This is a genomic window from Streptomyces sp. P5F9 (assembly GCF_057961495.1).
In genome coordinates, this window is the sequence record NZ_JBXVPZ010000217.1 from 1 (window position 1) to 15,977 (window position 15,977).

12 protein-coding genes, 1 tRNA gene and 1 pseudogene are annotated in these 15,977 nt (G+C 68.3%); 12 read left to right on the forward strand and 2 right to left on the reverse strand.

From position 1 onward, the window contains the following. The 10 genes from dnaA to AC31A1_RS29390 all read left to right on the forward strand — a co-directional run. Nucleotides 1-1,631, forward strand: a 1,631-nt coding sequence (gene dnaA / locus AC31A1_RS29345; protein WP_489656216.1) for a chromosomal replication initiator protein DnaA, incomplete at its 5' end; no start/stop codon positions are given. 1,098 nt (nt 1,632-2,729) lie between these two features. Continuing rightward, the gene (gene dnaN / locus AC31A1_RS29350) at nt 2,730-3,860 is read left to right on the forward strand and encodes a DNA polymerase III subunit beta (RefSeq protein ID WP_489656217.1); all 1,131 of its coding nucleotides are present in this window, start codon (nt 2,730-2,732) and stop codon (nt 3,858-3,860) included. 139 nt (nt 3,861-3,999) lie between these two features. Continuing rightward, nucleotides 4,000-4,875 carry a phosphogluconate dehydrogenase (NAD(+)-dependent, decarboxylating) gene (gene gnd / locus AC31A1_RS29355; protein ID WP_489656218.1) on the forward strand — a complete coding sequence of 292 codons (876 nt, stop codon included), beginning with the start codon at nt 4,000-4,002 and terminating at the stop codon, nt 4,873-4,875. Between the two features lie 79 nt (nt 4,876-4,954). Further along, the gene (gene recF, locus AC31A1_RS29360; protein ID WP_489656219.1) at nt 4,955-6,076 is read left to right on the forward strand and encodes a DNA replication/repair protein RecF; all 1,122 of its coding nucleotides are present in this window, start codon (nt 4,955-4,957) and stop codon (nt 6,074-6,076) included. After that, nucleotides 6,073-6,621, forward strand: a complete 549-nt coding sequence (locus AC31A1_RS29365; RefSeq protein ID WP_489656220.1) for a DciA family protein — start codon at nt 6,073-6,075, stop codon at nt 6,619-6,621. The genes recF and AC31A1_RS29365 overlap by 4 nt, the downstream gene beginning before the upstream one ends. Nucleotides 6,622-6,973: 352 nt before the next feature. Continuing rightward, nucleotides 6,974-9,034: a DNA topoisomerase (ATP-hydrolyzing) subunit B gene (gene gyrB / locus AC31A1_RS29370; protein WP_489656221.1), complete on the forward strand. Its 2,061-nt coding sequence runs from the start codon at nt 6,974-6,976 to the stop codon at nt 9,032-9,034. Between the two features lie 42 nt (nt 9,035-9,076). Beyond that, entirely contained in the window at nt 9,077-11,668 is a 2,592-nt protein-coding gene (gene gyrA, locus AC31A1_RS29375) for a DNA gyrase subunit A (RefSeq protein ID WP_489656222.1), read from the forward strand. A gap of 18 nt (nt 11,669-11,686) precedes the next feature. Next, nucleotides 11,687-12,478, forward strand: a complete 792-nt coding sequence (locus AC31A1_RS29380) for a DUF3566 domain-containing protein (RefSeq protein ID WP_489656223.1) — start codon at nt 11,687-11,689, stop codon at nt 12,476-12,478. Between the two features lie 123 nt (nt 12,479-12,601). Next, nucleotides 12,602-12,678: transfer RNA gene (locus tag AC31A1_RS29385), tRNA-Ile, on the forward strand. Nucleotides 12,679-12,758: 80 nt separating this feature from the next. Beyond that, entirely contained in the window at nt 12,759-13,109 is a 351-nt protein-coding gene (locus tag AC31A1_RS29390) for a hypothetical protein (protein ID WP_489656224.1), read from the forward strand. Between the two features lie 223 nt (nt 13,110-13,332). Here AC31A1_RS29390 and AC31A1_RS29395 read toward each other — a convergent pair whose 3' ends face one another. Beyond that, nucleotides 13,333-13,689: a DUF6344 domain-containing protein gene (locus AC31A1_RS29395; RefSeq protein ID WP_489656225.1), complete on the reverse strand. Its 357-nt coding sequence runs from the start codon at nt 13,687-13,689 to the stop codon at nt 13,333-13,335. A gap of 337 nt (nt 13,690-14,026) precedes the next feature. Here AC31A1_RS29395 and AC31A1_RS29400 point away from each other — a divergent pair, with 337 nt between their 5' ends. After that, nucleotides 14,027-14,155, forward strand: coding sequence for a DLW-39 family protein (locus AC31A1_RS29400; RefSeq protein ID WP_003999697.1), 129 nt, complete (start codon nt 14,027-14,029; stop codon nt 14,153-14,155). Between the two features lie 191 nt (nt 14,156-14,346). Continuing rightward, complete coding sequence (locus AC31A1_RS29405; RefSeq protein ID WP_489656226.1) at nt 14,347-15,684, forward strand: hypothetical protein; 1,338 nt, start codon at nt 14,347-14,349, stop codon at nt 15,682-15,684. Between the two features lie 35 nt (nt 15,685-15,719). Here the strand turns inward: AC31A1_RS29405 and AC31A1_RS29410 are convergent. Next, nucleotides 15,720-15,977, reverse strand: a pseudogene (locus AC31A1_RS29410) (serine/threonine protein kinase); the annotation flags it as partial.

The following is a 15,977-nucleotide window of genomic DNA, read 5'->3' on the forward strand; positions in this document are numbered from 1 at the left end:
CCCCCGCCCAGTCCCAGCGCCGCTACGAGGAACCCGAGCAGAACCGCGACCCCTACGAGGGCGGCTACGGCCGCCATCGCGCCGAGCCGCTCCCGGGCGGCCCCGGCGACCAGCTGCCCACAGCCCGCCCCGCCTATCCGTCGGAGTACCAGCGCCCCGAGCCGGGCGCCTGGCCGCGGCCGTCCCAGGACGACTACGGCTGGCAGCAGCAGCGGCTCGGCTTCCCCGAGCGGGACCCGTACGCGTCGCCGCCGCAGGACCAGTACGGCCCGCCGTCCCAGGACCAGTACGGGGCACCGGCCAAGGACAAGTACGGTCCGCCGCAGGACTCGTACCAGTCGCAGCAGGACCAGTACGCGCCGCCGCAGCAGCAGGAGTACCGCCCGCAGTCGATGGAGCGTCCGTCGTACGAGCAGCAGCGCGCCGAGTACGAACAGTCGCGCGCCGAGTACGAGAAGTCCCGCGAGCAGTACAACCAGCGCGACGCGCGACGCGACCTGTCCGACTCGCACTCGCCGTCCAACTCCGGTCATGTGCACCGCAGCGGTCCGGGACCGCTGGGGTCGAAGCCCGCGCCGGCGGCCGGCCCGGGTGAGCCGACCGCGCGCCTGAACCCGAAGTACCTCTTCGACACGTTCGTCATCGGTGCCTCGAACCGGTTCGCGCACGCGGCCGCGGTCGCCGTCGCCGAGGCGCCCGCGAAGGCGTACAACCCCCTTTTCATCTATGGGGAGTCGGGGCTCGGCAAGACGCACCTGCTGCACGCGATCGGGCACTACGCGCGGAGCCTGTACCCCGGCACGCGCGTGCGGTACGTCAGCTCGGAGGAGTTCACCAACGAGTTCATCAACTCGATCCGCGACGGCAAGGGCGACAGCTTCCGCAAGCGGTACCGCGAGATGGACATCCTTCTTGTCGACGACATCCAGTTCCTCGCGGACAAGGAGTCGACGCAGGAGGAGTTCTTCCACACGTTCAACACGCTCCACAACGCGAACAAGCAGATCGTGCTCTCCAGTGACCGGCCGCCCAAGCAGCTGGTCACGCTGGAGGACCGGCTGCGGAACCGTTTCGAGTGGGGACTGATCACCGACGTCCAGCCGCCCGAGCTGGAAACCCGAATCGCCATCCTTCGTAAGAAGGCGGTGCAGGAGCAGCTCAACGCCCCGCCGGAGGTCCTGGAGTTCATCGCCTCCCGCATCTCGCGCAACATCCGCGAGCTGGAGGGGGCGCTGATCCGGGTGACGGCGTTCGCGTCGCTCAACCGGCAGCCCGTCGACCTAGGTCTCACCGAGATCGTCCTCAAGGACCTCATCCCGGGCGGCGAGGACTCGACGCCGGAGATCACCGCGACGGCGATCATGGGAGCGACCGCCGACTACTTCGGCATCACGGTCGAGGACCTGTGCGGCAGTTCGCGCGGCCGCCAGCTGGTGACAGCCCGGCAGATCGCCATGTACGTGTGCCGCGAACTGACCGACCTCTCCCTGCCGAAGATCGGCGCGCAGTTCGGCGGCCGCGACCACACGACCGTCATGCACGCCGACCGCAAGATCCGTGCGCTGATGGCCGAGCGACGGTCGATCTACAACCAGGTCACGGAACTGACCAACCGCATCAAGAACGGCTGACAGCCGCAGAGTTACGACACCAGAGCTACGGCACCGAAGGGCGCCCCGGGATCTCCCGGGGCGCCCTTCGGCTTGTCGGGAGGCGGTCGGTGCGGCTTCTGGAGGGGGCGGAGAGGGCATCCCAAAGGTGTGCGAAGGCGGCAAAGGCGTCCGGAGACGCTCCACAGTCGTCTCCGGGCCCGCCCTTGAGTCGCTCCAGAGCCACCCTGAAGCCTCTCCGAAGGCGCCCCGAAGCGGTTCGCGACCGATTCTCAGCCCCTCCGGAGCCCATCCGGCAGCCGCTCGCCGTCGTTTCAAACCCGCGGACCGGGCCCCCGCTGTTCGAATACCCGCCGGGTTACGGCCGTCCTCCACAGATTCGGTGACTTTCTTCCGTCCACATCCTGGGGACTGTGAAGTTGTCCAGATCGTGTCCACAGGCGCTGCGGGTGAGGGACCATCAGACCAGGTCAGGTGGTTGTGGATTCGTGGACAAAAGATATCCACAGGCTGTGGAGAGATCTTTGATCCCCAGCCTGTGGATCAAGTTGTCCACCGACAACCCACAGGCTGGGGCCGGTTGTCCCCAGCGATCACCAGCTTCTCCACACCGCTGTCCACTGTTCGGCAACGCAACGCGCCACCTCACCGTGTCGAGTGAAAGGCGTCACACGAAGGTGCCGGCTTGGGCTGTGGGAAAGGTGGGTAAAGCTGGGGACGGCGCTGGGGAGAAGTGGCCCTCGGCTGTGCATGGGGTGTGCAGAACTTTCCGTTCTCCACAGAAACCCGAGGTTGTCCACCGCCGTCGCCCACAGGGTCGGTGGACAAAATTCCCGCCCTGAGCTGCGAAAACGCGGTTATCCACGGTATCCACAGCCCCTACTACTACTAGCAACTAGAGAGAGCTGGGAAACCGTTTCGAAGCGGGGCCTGTGCACAACTCGCGCTTCGTCGCCCGACAGCCCCTCGTCACGACTTGACCTCGATAGGCACCTACTGTCAGTGCCGTGCGTCAGACTGTTCCCCGATGTCCTTCCCCTCACAGGGACCGACAACACCGAGACAGACGACGAAGCCAGGCAGGCCGAGAAGCGCCGGCAACAGCAGGAGGCGGCAACAGTGAAGATCCGGGTGGAACGCGACGTACTCGCGGAGGCAGTGGCCTGGGCGGCACGCAGCCTCCCGGCCCGTCCGCCGGCGCCGGTCCTCGCCGGCCTCCTGCTGAAGTCCGAGGAGGGGCAGCTGAGTCTGTCCAGCTTCGACTACGAGGTCTCCGCGCGCGTGTCGGTCGACGCGGAGGTCGAGGAAGAGGGCACGGTCCTCGTCTCCGGCCGGCTGCTCGCCGACATCTGCCGCGCCCTTCCCAACCGGCCGGTGGAGATTTCCACAGACGGTGTACGGGCGACGGTGGTCTGCGGCTCTTCGCGCTTCACCCTGCACACACTGCCTGTGGAGGAGTACCCGGCGCTGCCGCAGATGCCGGGCGCGACCGGCACCGTCCCCGGTGAGGTGTTCGCCTCGGCGGCCGCCCAAGTGGCCATCGCGGCCGGCCGTGACGACACGCTGCCCGTCCTCACCGGTGTGCGCATCGAGATCGAGGGCGACACGGTGACGCTGGCGTCCACCGACCGGTACCGCTTCGCGGTCCGCGAGTTCCTGTGGAAGCCGGAGAACCCGGAGGCGTCCGCGGTCGCCCTGGTGCCCGCCAAGACGCTCCTGGACACCGCCAAGGCCCTCACGAGCGGCGACAGCGTGATCCTGGCGCTGTCCGGCTCCGGCGCGGGCGAGGGCCTCATCGGCTTCGAGGGCGCCGGGCGTCGTACGACGACCCGCCTCCTGGAGGGCGACCTCCCGAAGTACCGCTCGCTGTTCCCGACGGAGTTCAACTCCATCGCGGTGATCGAGACCGCCCCCTTCGTGGAGGCCGTCAAGCGCGTGGCCCTGGTCGCCGAGCGCAACACGCCGGTGCGGTTGAGCTTCGAGCAGGGCGTGCTGATCCTGGAGGCCGGTTCCAGCGACGACGCACAGGCTGTGGAGCGGGTCGACGCGAACCTTGAGGGTGACGACGTGTCGATCGCCTTCAACCCGACGTTCCTGCTGGACGGCCTGAGTGCCATCGATTCCCCTGTGGCCCAGCTGGCGTTCACGACGTCCACCAAGCCCGCGCTGCTCAGCGGCAAGCCGGCCCTGGACGCCGAGGCGGACGAGGCCTACAAGTACCTGATCATGCCCGTACGCCTCAGTGGCTGATCGGCGTCGACGAGAACACCGCAGGTCGGGGCATACGTCTGAGCGCGTATGCCCACAGGTGTGCATGACCGTCCGGGTCTAGGCTCGGACACAGGTACGCAAGTGCCTTCATGCCACGTCGCACCCTAAGGAACAACTGATGGAGCTCGGTCTCGTCGGCCTCGGCAAGATGGGCGGCAACATGCGCGAGCGCATCCGCCGCGCAGGCCACACCGTCATCGGATACGACCGCAACCCGGACCTCGCCGATGTCCACAGCCTGGGAGAGCTTGTGGGCAAGCTCAAGAGCCCGCGTGTGGTGTGGGTGATGGTCCCGGCCGGCGCCCCGACCCAGGCGACCGTCGACGAGCTGGCCGGGCTCCTGGAGCCCGGCGACGTCGTCGTGGACGGCGGCAACTCCCGCTGGACGGACGACGAGAAGCACGCCGAGGAGCTGGGCGCGCAGGGCATCGGCTTCGTCGACGCGGGCGTCTCAGGCGGCGTCTGGGGCCTTCAGAACGGCTACGCGCTGATGGTCGGCGGCGACGCCGAGAACATCGCGAAGGTCCAGCCCGTCTTCGATGCCCTCAAGCCCGAGGGCGAGTTCGGCTTCGTGCACGCCGGCAAGGTGGGCGCCGGGCACTTCTCGAAGATGGTTCACAACGGCATCGAGTACGCCATGATGCAGGCCTATGCCGAGGGCTGGGAGCTGCTGGAGAAGGTCGACTCGGTGACGGACGTCCGCGAGGTCTTCCGCTCCTGGCAGGAAGGCACGGTCATCCGTTCCTGGCTGCTCGACCTGGCCGTCAACGCCCTGGACGGCGACGAGCACCTCGACAAGCTCAAGGGCTACGCAGAGGACTCGGGCGAGGGCCGCTGGACCGTCGAGGCGGCCATCGACAACGCCGTACCGCTCCCCGCGATCACGGCCTCCCTCTTCGCGAGGTTCGCCTCGCGCCAGGACGACTCTCCGCAGATGAAGATGATCGCGGCGCTGCGCAACCAGTTCGGCGGCCACGCCGTCGAGACGAAGTAGTCCACAACGACGAAATAATCCACAGATCCACAGGCCCCGGCCCGTGGATCCACAACCTGGGGGAGGTCGGTGAACGACCATGCACGTCACGCATCTGTCGCTGGCCGACTTCCGCTCGTACGCCGGGGTCGACGTCCCGCTCGACCCCGGCGTCACCGCGTTCGTGGGACCGAACGGGCAGGGCAAGACCAACCTCGTTGAGGCGATCGGCTACCTCGCCACCCTGGGCAGCCACCGCGTCTCCTCCGACGCCCCCCTCGTCCGCATGGGCGCCGAGCGGGCGATCATCCGGGCGCAGGTCAGGCAGGGCGAGCGGCAGCAGCTGGTCGAGCTGGAGCTGAACCCCGGCCGCGCCAACCGCGCCCGCATCAACCGGTCCTCGCAGGTCAGGCCCCGTGACGTGCTGGGCATCGTGCGGACCGTGCTGTTCGCGCCCGAGGATCTCGCCCTGGTGAAGGGGGATCCCGGGGAGCGGCGGCGGTTCCTGGACGAGCTGATCACCGCGCGCTCTCCGCGTATGGCCGGTGTCCGCTCCGACTACGAGCGGGTGCTCAAGCAGCGCAACACCCTGCTGAAGTCTGCCGCGTTGGCGCGGCGGCACGGCGGGCGGTCGATGGACCTGTCCACGCTCGACGTGTGGGATCAGCATCTCGCGCGCGTGGGGGCCGAGTTGCTCGCCCGGCGGCTCGATCTGATCGCCGCGGTCCAGCCCCTCGCCGACAAGGCGTACGAGCAACTGGCGCCCGGCGGCGGCCCGGTGGCCCTGGAGTACAAGCCGTCGGCTCCGGGTGAGGCACACACGCGTGAAGACCTCTACGAGCAGTTGATGGCGGCGATCGCGGAGGCGCGCAAGCAGGAGATCGAGCGGGGCGTCACCCTCGTAGGACCCCATCGGGACGATTTGATTCTCAAACTCGGTCAGATGCCCGCCAAGGGGTACGCCTCACACGGGGAGTCCTGGTCGTACGCGCTGGCGCTGCGGCTCGCGTCGTACGACCTGCTCCGGGGTGAGGGCAATGAGCCGGTGCTCGTGCTCGACGACGTGTTCGCGGAACTCGACACACGGCGTCGGGAGCGGCTGGCCGAGCTGGTGGCGCCCGGTGAGCAGGTGCTGGTGACGGCCGCGGTCGACGACGACGTACCGCACGTACTGGCGGGGACGCGGTACAGCGTGGCGGAGGGGGCGGTGGAGCGCGTATGACGACGGATCAGCCCGCGGGCGGGGAACCCGCGCCCAAGAAGGCCGCCGAGCCCTCCGGCGTCGACCTCGCGCGCGTGGCGTTGCGCGCCGCGAAGGAACAGGCACGCGCGCGTGGGGACGCGGCGCAGCAGAAGAAGCAGGCGCGGCGCGGCGGCCTGCGCTCCGGCGCGCGCGCCGACGGCCGCGACCCGATGGCACTCGGCGCTGCGATCAACCGGCTGCTGAACGAGCGCGGCTGGGAGACGCCGGCCGCGGTGGGCGGTGTGATGGGCCGCTGGCCGCAGATCGTCGGCGAGGACCTGGCCAATCACTGCGTTCCGGAGAAGTACGACGAGGACGAGCGGGTCCTGGTCGTGCGCTGCGATTCGACGGCCTGGGCGACGAACCTGCGCCTGCTCGCCCCGCAGCTGGTGGCCCGGCTGAACGAGGACCTGGGGCACGGCACGGTGAAGCTCCTCAAGGTGAACGGCCCCGGTGGGCCGCCCCGCCGCTACGGTCCCCTGCGCGCTCCTGGCAGCACGGGTCCCGGCGACACCTATGGGTGACTGACATCACAGCGTGGGCTCCGGCGGGTGAACGGACGCGGTTGCGAATACCGACCTGACCCTTGAGTAGCAAAGGGTTGACACCCGGAAGCGCTGAGTGCCTCCGTGAGCCTCTTTGAGCCCCGTTCCGCATATGGGGAGTCGGGAGAGACCGGTTCAGGGCGGCACATGAGGACTCAGGTACCGGCAAACCCCCATCCATGTCGGCGCTACCGGTAGACTGGAAGCAATCCCGCCCCACCTGTGGGACACACACCGAGCAACGCTGACTAAGGCTTACCAACGCAACACGCCGCAGCCGCTCCGGCCACCAGCCTGAGCCTGGCTTGTGCTGTGCCAGAAAGGGCGCTTCGTGGCCGATTCCGGCAACCCCAACGAGAACATCCCGTCCACCGACGCCGGCGCCAACGGCGGGGCTCACACCTCGAACGGCGAGGTCACCGCCTCGTACGACGCCAGCGCCATCACCGTCCTCGAAGGGCTGGACGCGGTCCGCAAGCGACCCGGTATGTACATCGGCTCGACCGGCGAGCGCGGCCTGCACCACCTGGTGCAGGAAGTCGTCGACAACTCCGTCGACGAGGCGCTGGCCGGGCACGCGGACACGATCGACGTCACGATCCTTCACGACGGCGGCGTCCGCGTCATCGACAACGGCCGAGGCATCCCGGTGGGCATCGTCCCGTCCGAGGGCAAGCCGGCCGTCGAGGTCGTGCTGACGGTGCTGCACGCGGGCGGCAAGTTCGGGGGCGGCGGTTACGCGGTCTCCGGCGGTCTGCACGGCGTGGGCGTGTCCGTGGTGAACGCGCTGTCCAGCAAGGTCGCCGTCGAGGTCAGGACCGACGGATACCGCTGGACGCAGGACTACAAGCTGGGCATTCCGACCGCCCCGCTCGCGCAGCACGAGGCCACCGACGAGACCGGCACCTCGGTCACCTTCTGGGCCGACCCGGACATCTTCGAGACCACCGAGTACTCCTTCGAGACGCTGTCGCGGCGCTTCCAGGAGATGGCGTTCCTCAACAAGGGTTTGACGATCAAACTCACTGACGAGCGCGAGCTGGCGAAGGCCACGGCCGGTGCCGACGAGGCGGGTGCGGACGAGAAGGACGACGTCAAGACCGTCACGTATCACTACGAGGGCGGCATCGTCGACTACGTGACGTACCTCAACTCCCGCAAGGGAGACGTGGTGCACCCGACCGTCATCGACCTGGAGGCGGAGGACAAGGACAAGAGCCTGTCCCTTGAGGTCGCGATGCAGTGGAACAGTGGTTACAGCGAGGGTGTGTACTCCTTCGCCAACATCATCCACACGCATGAGGGCGGCACGCACGAAGAGGGCTTCCGGGCCGCGCTGACGTCGCTGATCAACAAGTACGCGCGCGACAAGAAGCTGCTCCGCGAGAAGGACGACAACCTCACGGGCGACGACATCCGCGAGGGTCTGACCGCGATCATCTCGGTGAAGCTGGCCGAGCCGCAGTTCGAGGGCCAGACCAAGACCAAGCTCGGCAACACCGAAGCGAAGACCTTCGTACAGAAGGCGGTCTACGAGCACCTCAACGACTGGCTCGACCGCAACCCGAACGAGGCCTCGGACATCATCCGCAAGGGCATCCAGGCGGCCACCGCGCGTGTGGCGGCCCGCAAGGCCCGCGACCTCACCCGTCGCAAGGGCCTGCTGGAGACGGCTTCGCTGCCGGGCAAGCTGTCCGACTGCCAGTCGAACGACCCCACCAAGTGCGAGATCTTCATCGTCGAGGGTGACTCCGCCGGCGGCTCGGCCAAGTCCGGCCGGAACCCGCAGTACCAGGCGATCCTCCCGATCCGAGGCAAGATCCTCAACGTCGAGAAGGCCAGGATCGACAAGATCCTGCAGAACCAGGAGATCCAGGCACTGATCTCCGCCTTCGGCACCGGAGTCCACGAGGACTTCGACATCGCCAGGCTGCGCTATCACAAGATCATCCTGATGGCGGACGCCGACGTCGACGGACAGCACATCAGCACCCTGCTGCTGACCTTCCTGTTCCGCTTCATGCGGCCGCTGGTCGAGGCCGGGCACGTGTTCCTGTCCCGTCCCCCGCTGTACAAGATCAAGTGGGGCCGTGACGACTTCGAGTACGCATACTCGGACCGCGAGCGCGACGCCCTGATCGAGCTGGGCCGGCAGAGCGGCAAGCGCATCAAGGAAGACTCGATCCAGCGCTTCAAGGGTCTCGGCGAGATGAACGCCGAGGAGCTGCGCATCACCACGATGGACCAGGAGCACCGCGTCCTCGGCCAGGTCACCCTGGACGACGCCGCACAGGCCGACGACCTGTTCTCGGTCCTCATGGGCGAGGACGTCGAGGCGCGCCGCCAGTTCATCCAGCGCAACGCCAAGGACGTCCGCTTCCTCGACATCTGAGTCGGTCTCAGCTGACCGCATCAGGAAGGATCTTCACCAGCAATGGCCGACGAGAACACTCCCAGTACGCCTGAAGAGGGCGTCATCGCCCAGCGCGTCGAGCCCGTAGGGCTTGAGACGGAGATGCAGCGCTCGTACCTCGACTACGCGATGTCCGTCATCGTGTCGCGAGCCCTGCCCGACGTCCGTGACGGCCTCAAGCCCGTCCACCGCCGCGTCCTGTACGCCATGTACGACGGCGGCTACCGGCCCGAGAAGGGCTTCTACAAGTGCGCCCGTGTCGTCGGCGACGTCATGGGCAACTACCACCCGCACGGCGACTCCTCGATCTACGACGCGCTGGTCCGCCTCGCGCAGCCGTGGTCGATGCGGATGCCGCTGGTGGACTCGAACGGCAACTTCGGCTCCCCGGGCAACGACCCCGCCGCCGCCATGCGCTACACCGAGTGCAAGCTGGCGCCGCTGTCCATGGAGATGGTCCGTGACATCGACGAGGAGACCGTCGACTTCACGGACAACTACGACGGCCGCTCCCAGGAACCGACCGTCCTGCCGGCCCGCTTCCCGAACCTGCTGATCAACGGCTCGGCGGGCATCGCGGTCGGCATGGCCACCAACATCCCGCCGCACAACCTCCGTGAGGTCGCGGCGGGCGCCCAGTGGTGCCTGGAGAACCCGGAGGCCTCCCACGAGGAGCTCCTGGACGCGCTGATCGAGCGCATCAAGGGCCCCGACTTCCCGACCGGCGCGCTCGTCGTCGGCCGCAAGGGCATCGAAGAGGCGTACCGCACCGGCCGCGGCTCGATCACCATGCGCGCGGTCGTCGAGGTCGAGGAGATCCAGAACCGCCAGTGCCTGGTGGTCACCGAACTCCCCTACCAGACCAACCCCGACAACCTCGCGCAGAAGATCGCCGACCTGGTGAAGGACGGCAAGGTCGGCGGCATCGCGGACGTCCGCGACGAGACGTCGTCCCGTACCGGCCAGCGCCTCGTCATCGTCCTGAAGAGGGACGCGGTCGCCAAGGTCGTACTGAACAACCTCTACAAGCACACGGATCTGCAGTCGAACTTCAGCGCCAACATGCTGGCACTGGTCGACGGTGTGCCGCGGACGCTGTCCCTGGACGCGTTCATCCGGCACTGGGTGGCCCACCAGATCGAGGTCATCGTCCGCCGGACGAAGTTCCGGCTGCGCAAGGCCGAGGAGCGGGCGCACATCCTGCGCGGCCTCCTGAAGGCCCTGGACGCCATCGACGAGGTCATCGCGCTGATCCGGCGCAGCGACACCGTGGAGATCGCGCGCACGGGCCTGATGGGCCTCCTGGAGATCGACGAGATCCAGGCGAACGCCATCCTGGAGATGCAGCTCCGCCGACTGGCCGCCCTGGAGCGCCAGAAGATCATCCAGGAGCACGACGAACTCCAGGCGAAGATCACCGAGTACAACGCGATCCTCGCCTCCCCGGTCCGCCAGCGCGGCATCGTCAGCGAGGAACTCGCCGCGATCGTCGAGAAGTTCGGCGACGACCGCAAGACGATGCTGGTGCCCTTCGACGGCGACATGTCTATCGAGGACCTCATCGCCGAAGAGGACATCGTCGTCACCATCTCGCGCGGCGGCTACGTCAAGCGCACGAAGGCGGACGACTACCGCTCCCAGAAGCGCGGCGGCAAGGGTGTACGCGGCACGAAGCTCAAGGAAGACGACATCGTCGACCACTTCTTCGTGTCGACGACCCACCACTGGCTGCTGTTCTTCACCAACAAGGGCCGCGTCTACCGCGCGAAGGCGTACGAACTCCCGGACGCCGGACGGGACGCGCGCGGGCAGCACGTCGCGAACCTGCTGGCCTTCCAGCCGGACGAGGCGATCGCGGAGATCCTCGCGATCCGCGACTACGAAGCGGCGCCCTACCTGGTCCTCGCCACCAAGGGCGGCTTGGTGAAGAAGACGCCTCTGAAGGATTACGATTCGCCCCGCTCCGGCGGTGTCATCGCGATCAACCTCCGTGAGACGGAGGACGGTTCCGACGACGAACTGATCGGCGCCGAACTCGTATCGAACGAGGACGATCTGCTGCTGATCAGCAAGAAGGCACAGTCGATCCGGTTCACCGCAACGGACGACGCGCTGCGCCCCATGGGGCGTGCCACCTCCGGTGTCAAGGGCATGAGTTTCCGTGAGGGCGACCAACTTCTCTCGATGAATGTTGTTCGACCCGGTACGTTCGTGTTCACTGCCACAGACGGCGGGTACGCGAAGCGGACCGCCGTCGACGAGTACCGCGTCCAGGGTCGCGGCGGCCTGGGTATCAAGGCCGCCAAGATCGTCGAGGACCGCGGTTCTCTCGTCGGCGCGCTGGTGGTCGAGGAGACCGACGAGATCCTCGCCATCACGCTGTCCGGCGGTGTGATTCGTACGCGAGTCAACGAGGTCAGGGAGACGGGCCGTGACACCATGGGCGTCCAACTGATCAACCTGGGCAAGCGCGATGCCGTCGTCGGTATCGCTCGTAACGCCGAGGCGGGACCCGAGGCGGAGGAAGTCGTCGGCGACGAAGCCGTCGACGAGACCACCGAGGGTGTCGCGACCACCGGCACGGACGAGGGTGACGCACCCTCGGACGAGTAGCACGAGGAGAGAGTCATCGTGAGCGGAGCCACGGGCGCCGGATCGACCGGTACGGACACGGACGGCGGCGGCCGTGGCTCCGCCGCGAACGCGACAGATCCGCACACGACCCAACTGCGTGCGATCGACGTGAAGAAGACGGACGCGCACTCGTCCGACTCGCATGGATCCCAGGGGGGAACTGTGACGGACACCCGAGGTCCGCAGACCCAGCAGCAGTCTGCTGGGTCGGGCCCGGCCGCGCCCGGTGCCAAGGCTCCGGCCCAGGGCCAGGCGCCGGCCCAGCCGGTCGCGCCGCCGCCTTCCCCGCTGCCGGGGGAGCGGCAGCCGCAGCAGGCCGCGGGGCCGTACCACCCGCCGCAGGCCTACCCCACGCAGGCGCCCGCCGCCCAGAGCGGTGCCGTACGGCGGCCGCGCACGGGCGCGCGTACCGCGCCGCGTACCCGTAAGGCCCGGCTGCGGGTGGCCAAGGCCGACCCGTGGTCGGTGATGAAGGTCAGCTTCCTGCTCTCCATCGCGCTGGGCATCTGCACGGTCGTGGCGTCCGCGGTGCTGTGGATGGTCATGGACGCGATGGGGGTCTTCTCGACGGTCGGCGGCACCATCTCGGAGGCGACCGGCTCGAACGAGTCGAACGGCTTCGACCTCCAGTCCTTCCTGTCCCTCCCGCACGTCCTGACGTTCTCGGGGATCATCGCGGTCATCGACGTCGTCCTGGCCACGGCCCTCGCGACGCTCGGCGCGTTCATCTACAACCTCTCCGCCGGCTTCGTCGGCGGCATCGAGCTGACGCTCGCCGAGGACGAGTGAGAGTCGGGCGAACGGGGGTTGAAACCTCCCCGGGCGGTCCTGTGACTATCGATTTTGGGACTGCCCATGTCGTGCGCTAATCTTCAGGAGTCAGCGCGCGGGACACACTCCGCAAGCCGCGGCGGGGCTATAGCTCAGTTGGTTAGAGCGCATCCCTGATAAGGATGAGGCCACAGGTTCAAATCCTGTTAGCCCCACCAGCACGAAGACCCTCAACCGGTTGCGGTTGGGGGTCTTTGGCGTCCCAGGGGAGGACGGTTCAGGCTCGGGAGAATGTCGATTGACCGAGCGGGACGACAGCCTTCCGTGGACGGGGCAGTTCACCGACATCGGCCACGGCATGTTCGACGGCTGGGCCATCGAGTTCGTGCGACGGAGTCGATGGGCCGCGCTGCTGGGACGCCTGGAGTCTCTGCCCTGGCCGTCGCCGCACACTGTTCAGGTGCTGATCCACGATGAGGAAGACGACTGCTTCGGCTTGTGGATGATCCATGACGGCCGCCTTGTGGAAGTGCCGTTGCCGCGCACCCGGCGGGACTTCTGGACCAGCCCCTACACAGGCGTGGTCGATCCGGATTGCCCCGGGATTCTGGTCCGCACGGACGGGCCGGGCGGTGGGCCCGGGGAATGATGCGCCGCAGGCACGCCGGAAGACCCCCGGCCGTGATGGGCCGGGGGTTTTCGGGGTCCTCTGTGTTGTCTCTGGAGCTTTGTACGCAAGTTCGCCGCTGTGTCAGAGAGGGCGGACGGTCGGGCAGTTCGTGTCGGGCAAGGCCAGGGAGACGTCGCGGGCCGGGGTGCCGGCGCGCAGGTCGGTGCTGGAGGGACCCGGGGCGGTGCTGGAGGCGTTCGGGTCAGCGCTGGAGAGGGGCTCCCGGCTCGGCGTGGTCCGCGTGGTCCGTCTCGATCGAGTCGGCCGTCTCCGTGGTCTCGTCCGTGTCCGTCGGCGGGCGGTGGCGGCAGCTGGGGGACTTGCCGTGGGCCTCGGCGCGGATGCGTTGCTTCATCGTGGGGGGCAGCGACCTGGTGAAGGACCAGGGGGAGATCGCCGGTGTCGTGGTTTCGGCGACCGCGCTGGTGCTCGCAGCTTCGGACCGCGGAGTCGCGGCGGCGATCGTCGCGGTGACCGTGATGAGTCCGAGCGCCGTGCACAGTGCCAGGAAGCCGGTGACGAAGGCGTTCCACAACTTCATGACCTTGATCTGGGCCATGGCCCCTCACTTTCAGGTTGGGCGATTTGCGTACTTTCCTCATGATGTGTATGGGGGCCGCGAAGTGGTGGACCGACGCCCATGGCGCGTCGATGTTCTGATGAACACCACTCGGATGGGTGCAAGAGACCAGAAAACGGCCGAAGATGCGCGAAAGGAGGGCGGAGTAACCGTCCGTGGGGATGTGATCACCCTCAGATCGGAGCGGTCGCGTCCGCTCCTACTGCGCTGTACCGGGCGGGAGTTGACCCCGGACGCAGGTCACTGATCGGTCTCGGTCGGTGTGTATAGTCGGGCGACAGAGGTCCCCTACGTCAAGGAAAGACGAGGTCGCGCGGTGAAGAAGCTTCTCCTGGTCGCACTGGCCGCCATCGGCGGGCTCCTCGTGTACCGCCAGATCCAGGCGGATCGCGCCGAGCAGGATCTGTGGACGGAGGCGACCGACTCCGTGCCCACGGGTTCCTGAGTACTGAGAACCAGTTCTGATCAAGCCCCGGCCGCCTGGCGGTCGGGGCTTTGTGTTGCGCCCCCGCCCTGGTGCGGGTACGGCCGCCACGACCCCGGCGTTTCGGACACTCGTCCGCGTTGCCCGGATGCCACGCGCGCGTGCGGGGCAGGATGGGCCACGTCCGGAGCAACGACGAGGGGTGGCGCGTGATGAGGCGGCGTACGGCGTGGTGGCGGGCTCGGGCACAGGGCGGCCGTACGCCCGGCGCTGGGGCCGTACGACGTGCCGTGGTCCTCGCCGCGGTCCTGTGCGCGACGGCCGCCCTCACGGACCGGCCCGCCACGGCGGCCGGGTCGTCCAGCTCCTACGGCTACGACAAAGGTGACCAGGTTGTCGACGGATCGACCGGCACCGCCGACGCCGAAGAGCTGAAACCCGGTGGGACGTACCGGAGTTCCCTCTCGAAGGGGGCCAGCGTCTACTACGGCCTTCAACTCGACGCGACGTCGAACGCCTATGTCTCCGTGACCGCCGTGCCTCCAGCGGGCACCACCGTCGCCGCCACCGACGGCATCAAGGTGTCGATGCGGAACGCCAAGGGCACCGGTTGCACGCACCGGAGCGCCACCTTCGGGGCCGGCCGGAGTCCCCACCCCGTGGCCGCCTGGGCCGTGCGGGAGGCGGGCAAGGCGCTCTGCAAGGGGAGCGGCAGGTACTACGTACTCGTCGAGCGCGTCGACGCGTCGGATTCCTCGTCGGACACCTGGGGGCTTGAACTCACCGCGGTGTCGGAACCTGCGCTCGCACAGGCCGGCACGACCGACGCGCCCCAGGGCTGGGACTCCGCGTCGCCCGAGGCCGTCACGGGGGAGGCGCGGCGCCGTGCGGGCGGCTCGGGCTTCGCCGGGGCGGTCGCCGTCGGAGAGGGCGCGTGGCGGGACGACATCGGGCCTGGCCGCACCCTCTTCTACAAGGTGCCGGTCGGCTGGGGCCAGCAGCTGTCCGTCACGGCCGAGTTGGGGGCTTCCGACGGCGGCAGCGGCTATGTGGACCGCGCGCTGGACCTGGAGCTCTACAACCCCGTACGCGCCTCCGTCGACGAGGCCGGCCTCGGTTACCGGGGCAGCGAGAGGTCCGTGGCACTGGAGCCCCTGCCGCCCGTCGAGTACCGCAACCGCTACTTCGTCGTCGACCACGAGAACGGGATGCGCTTCGCCGGGTCGTACTACCTCGTCGTGCACCTCGACGCGCAGCTGGCCGACGACTTCGGCCAGGGACCGTTCCCGGTGACGTTGCGCGTGCGCGTCGCCGGGACGGCGCACGGCGGTCCCGGGTACGCGGGGCGGCCCGACCCCCGGAACATCTTCGACGTCACCGCACAGGACCGCGCGGCGGCCGTGACGGGGAGCGCCGGGGGAGGCGGCGACACCGCGATGAAGGTGCTCGCGGTGGCCGGGATCGGCGCGGGCACCGTGCTGCTGGCCACGCTCGGCGCATGGACGGTGTCGGCCCGGCGCCGGGACCGGGCTTCGACGGCGGCCCTGTAACCGCCCCACGCTTTCCCCGGTTCGGATCCCACGGTTCAGATGCGGGTCAGCGCCCAGAACCCCACCGCGTAGCAGGCCAGCGCGAGCAGCAGGACCGGGATCGCCACCCTCGCGGGCGGCCCGGGCCGGCGCCGGGCTCGCCTGCCGCGGTGCTGCGGAACCGGCGGCGCCGACGGTGGAACCTGCGGGACCTGAGCGGTGTATGAAGCAGTAGAGGGATCAGCACGCGGCTGGGGGGAGGGCAGGACATGCGTGAGGTCATGAGGGGAGGAGTGCTGGGAGGAGTACTGGGG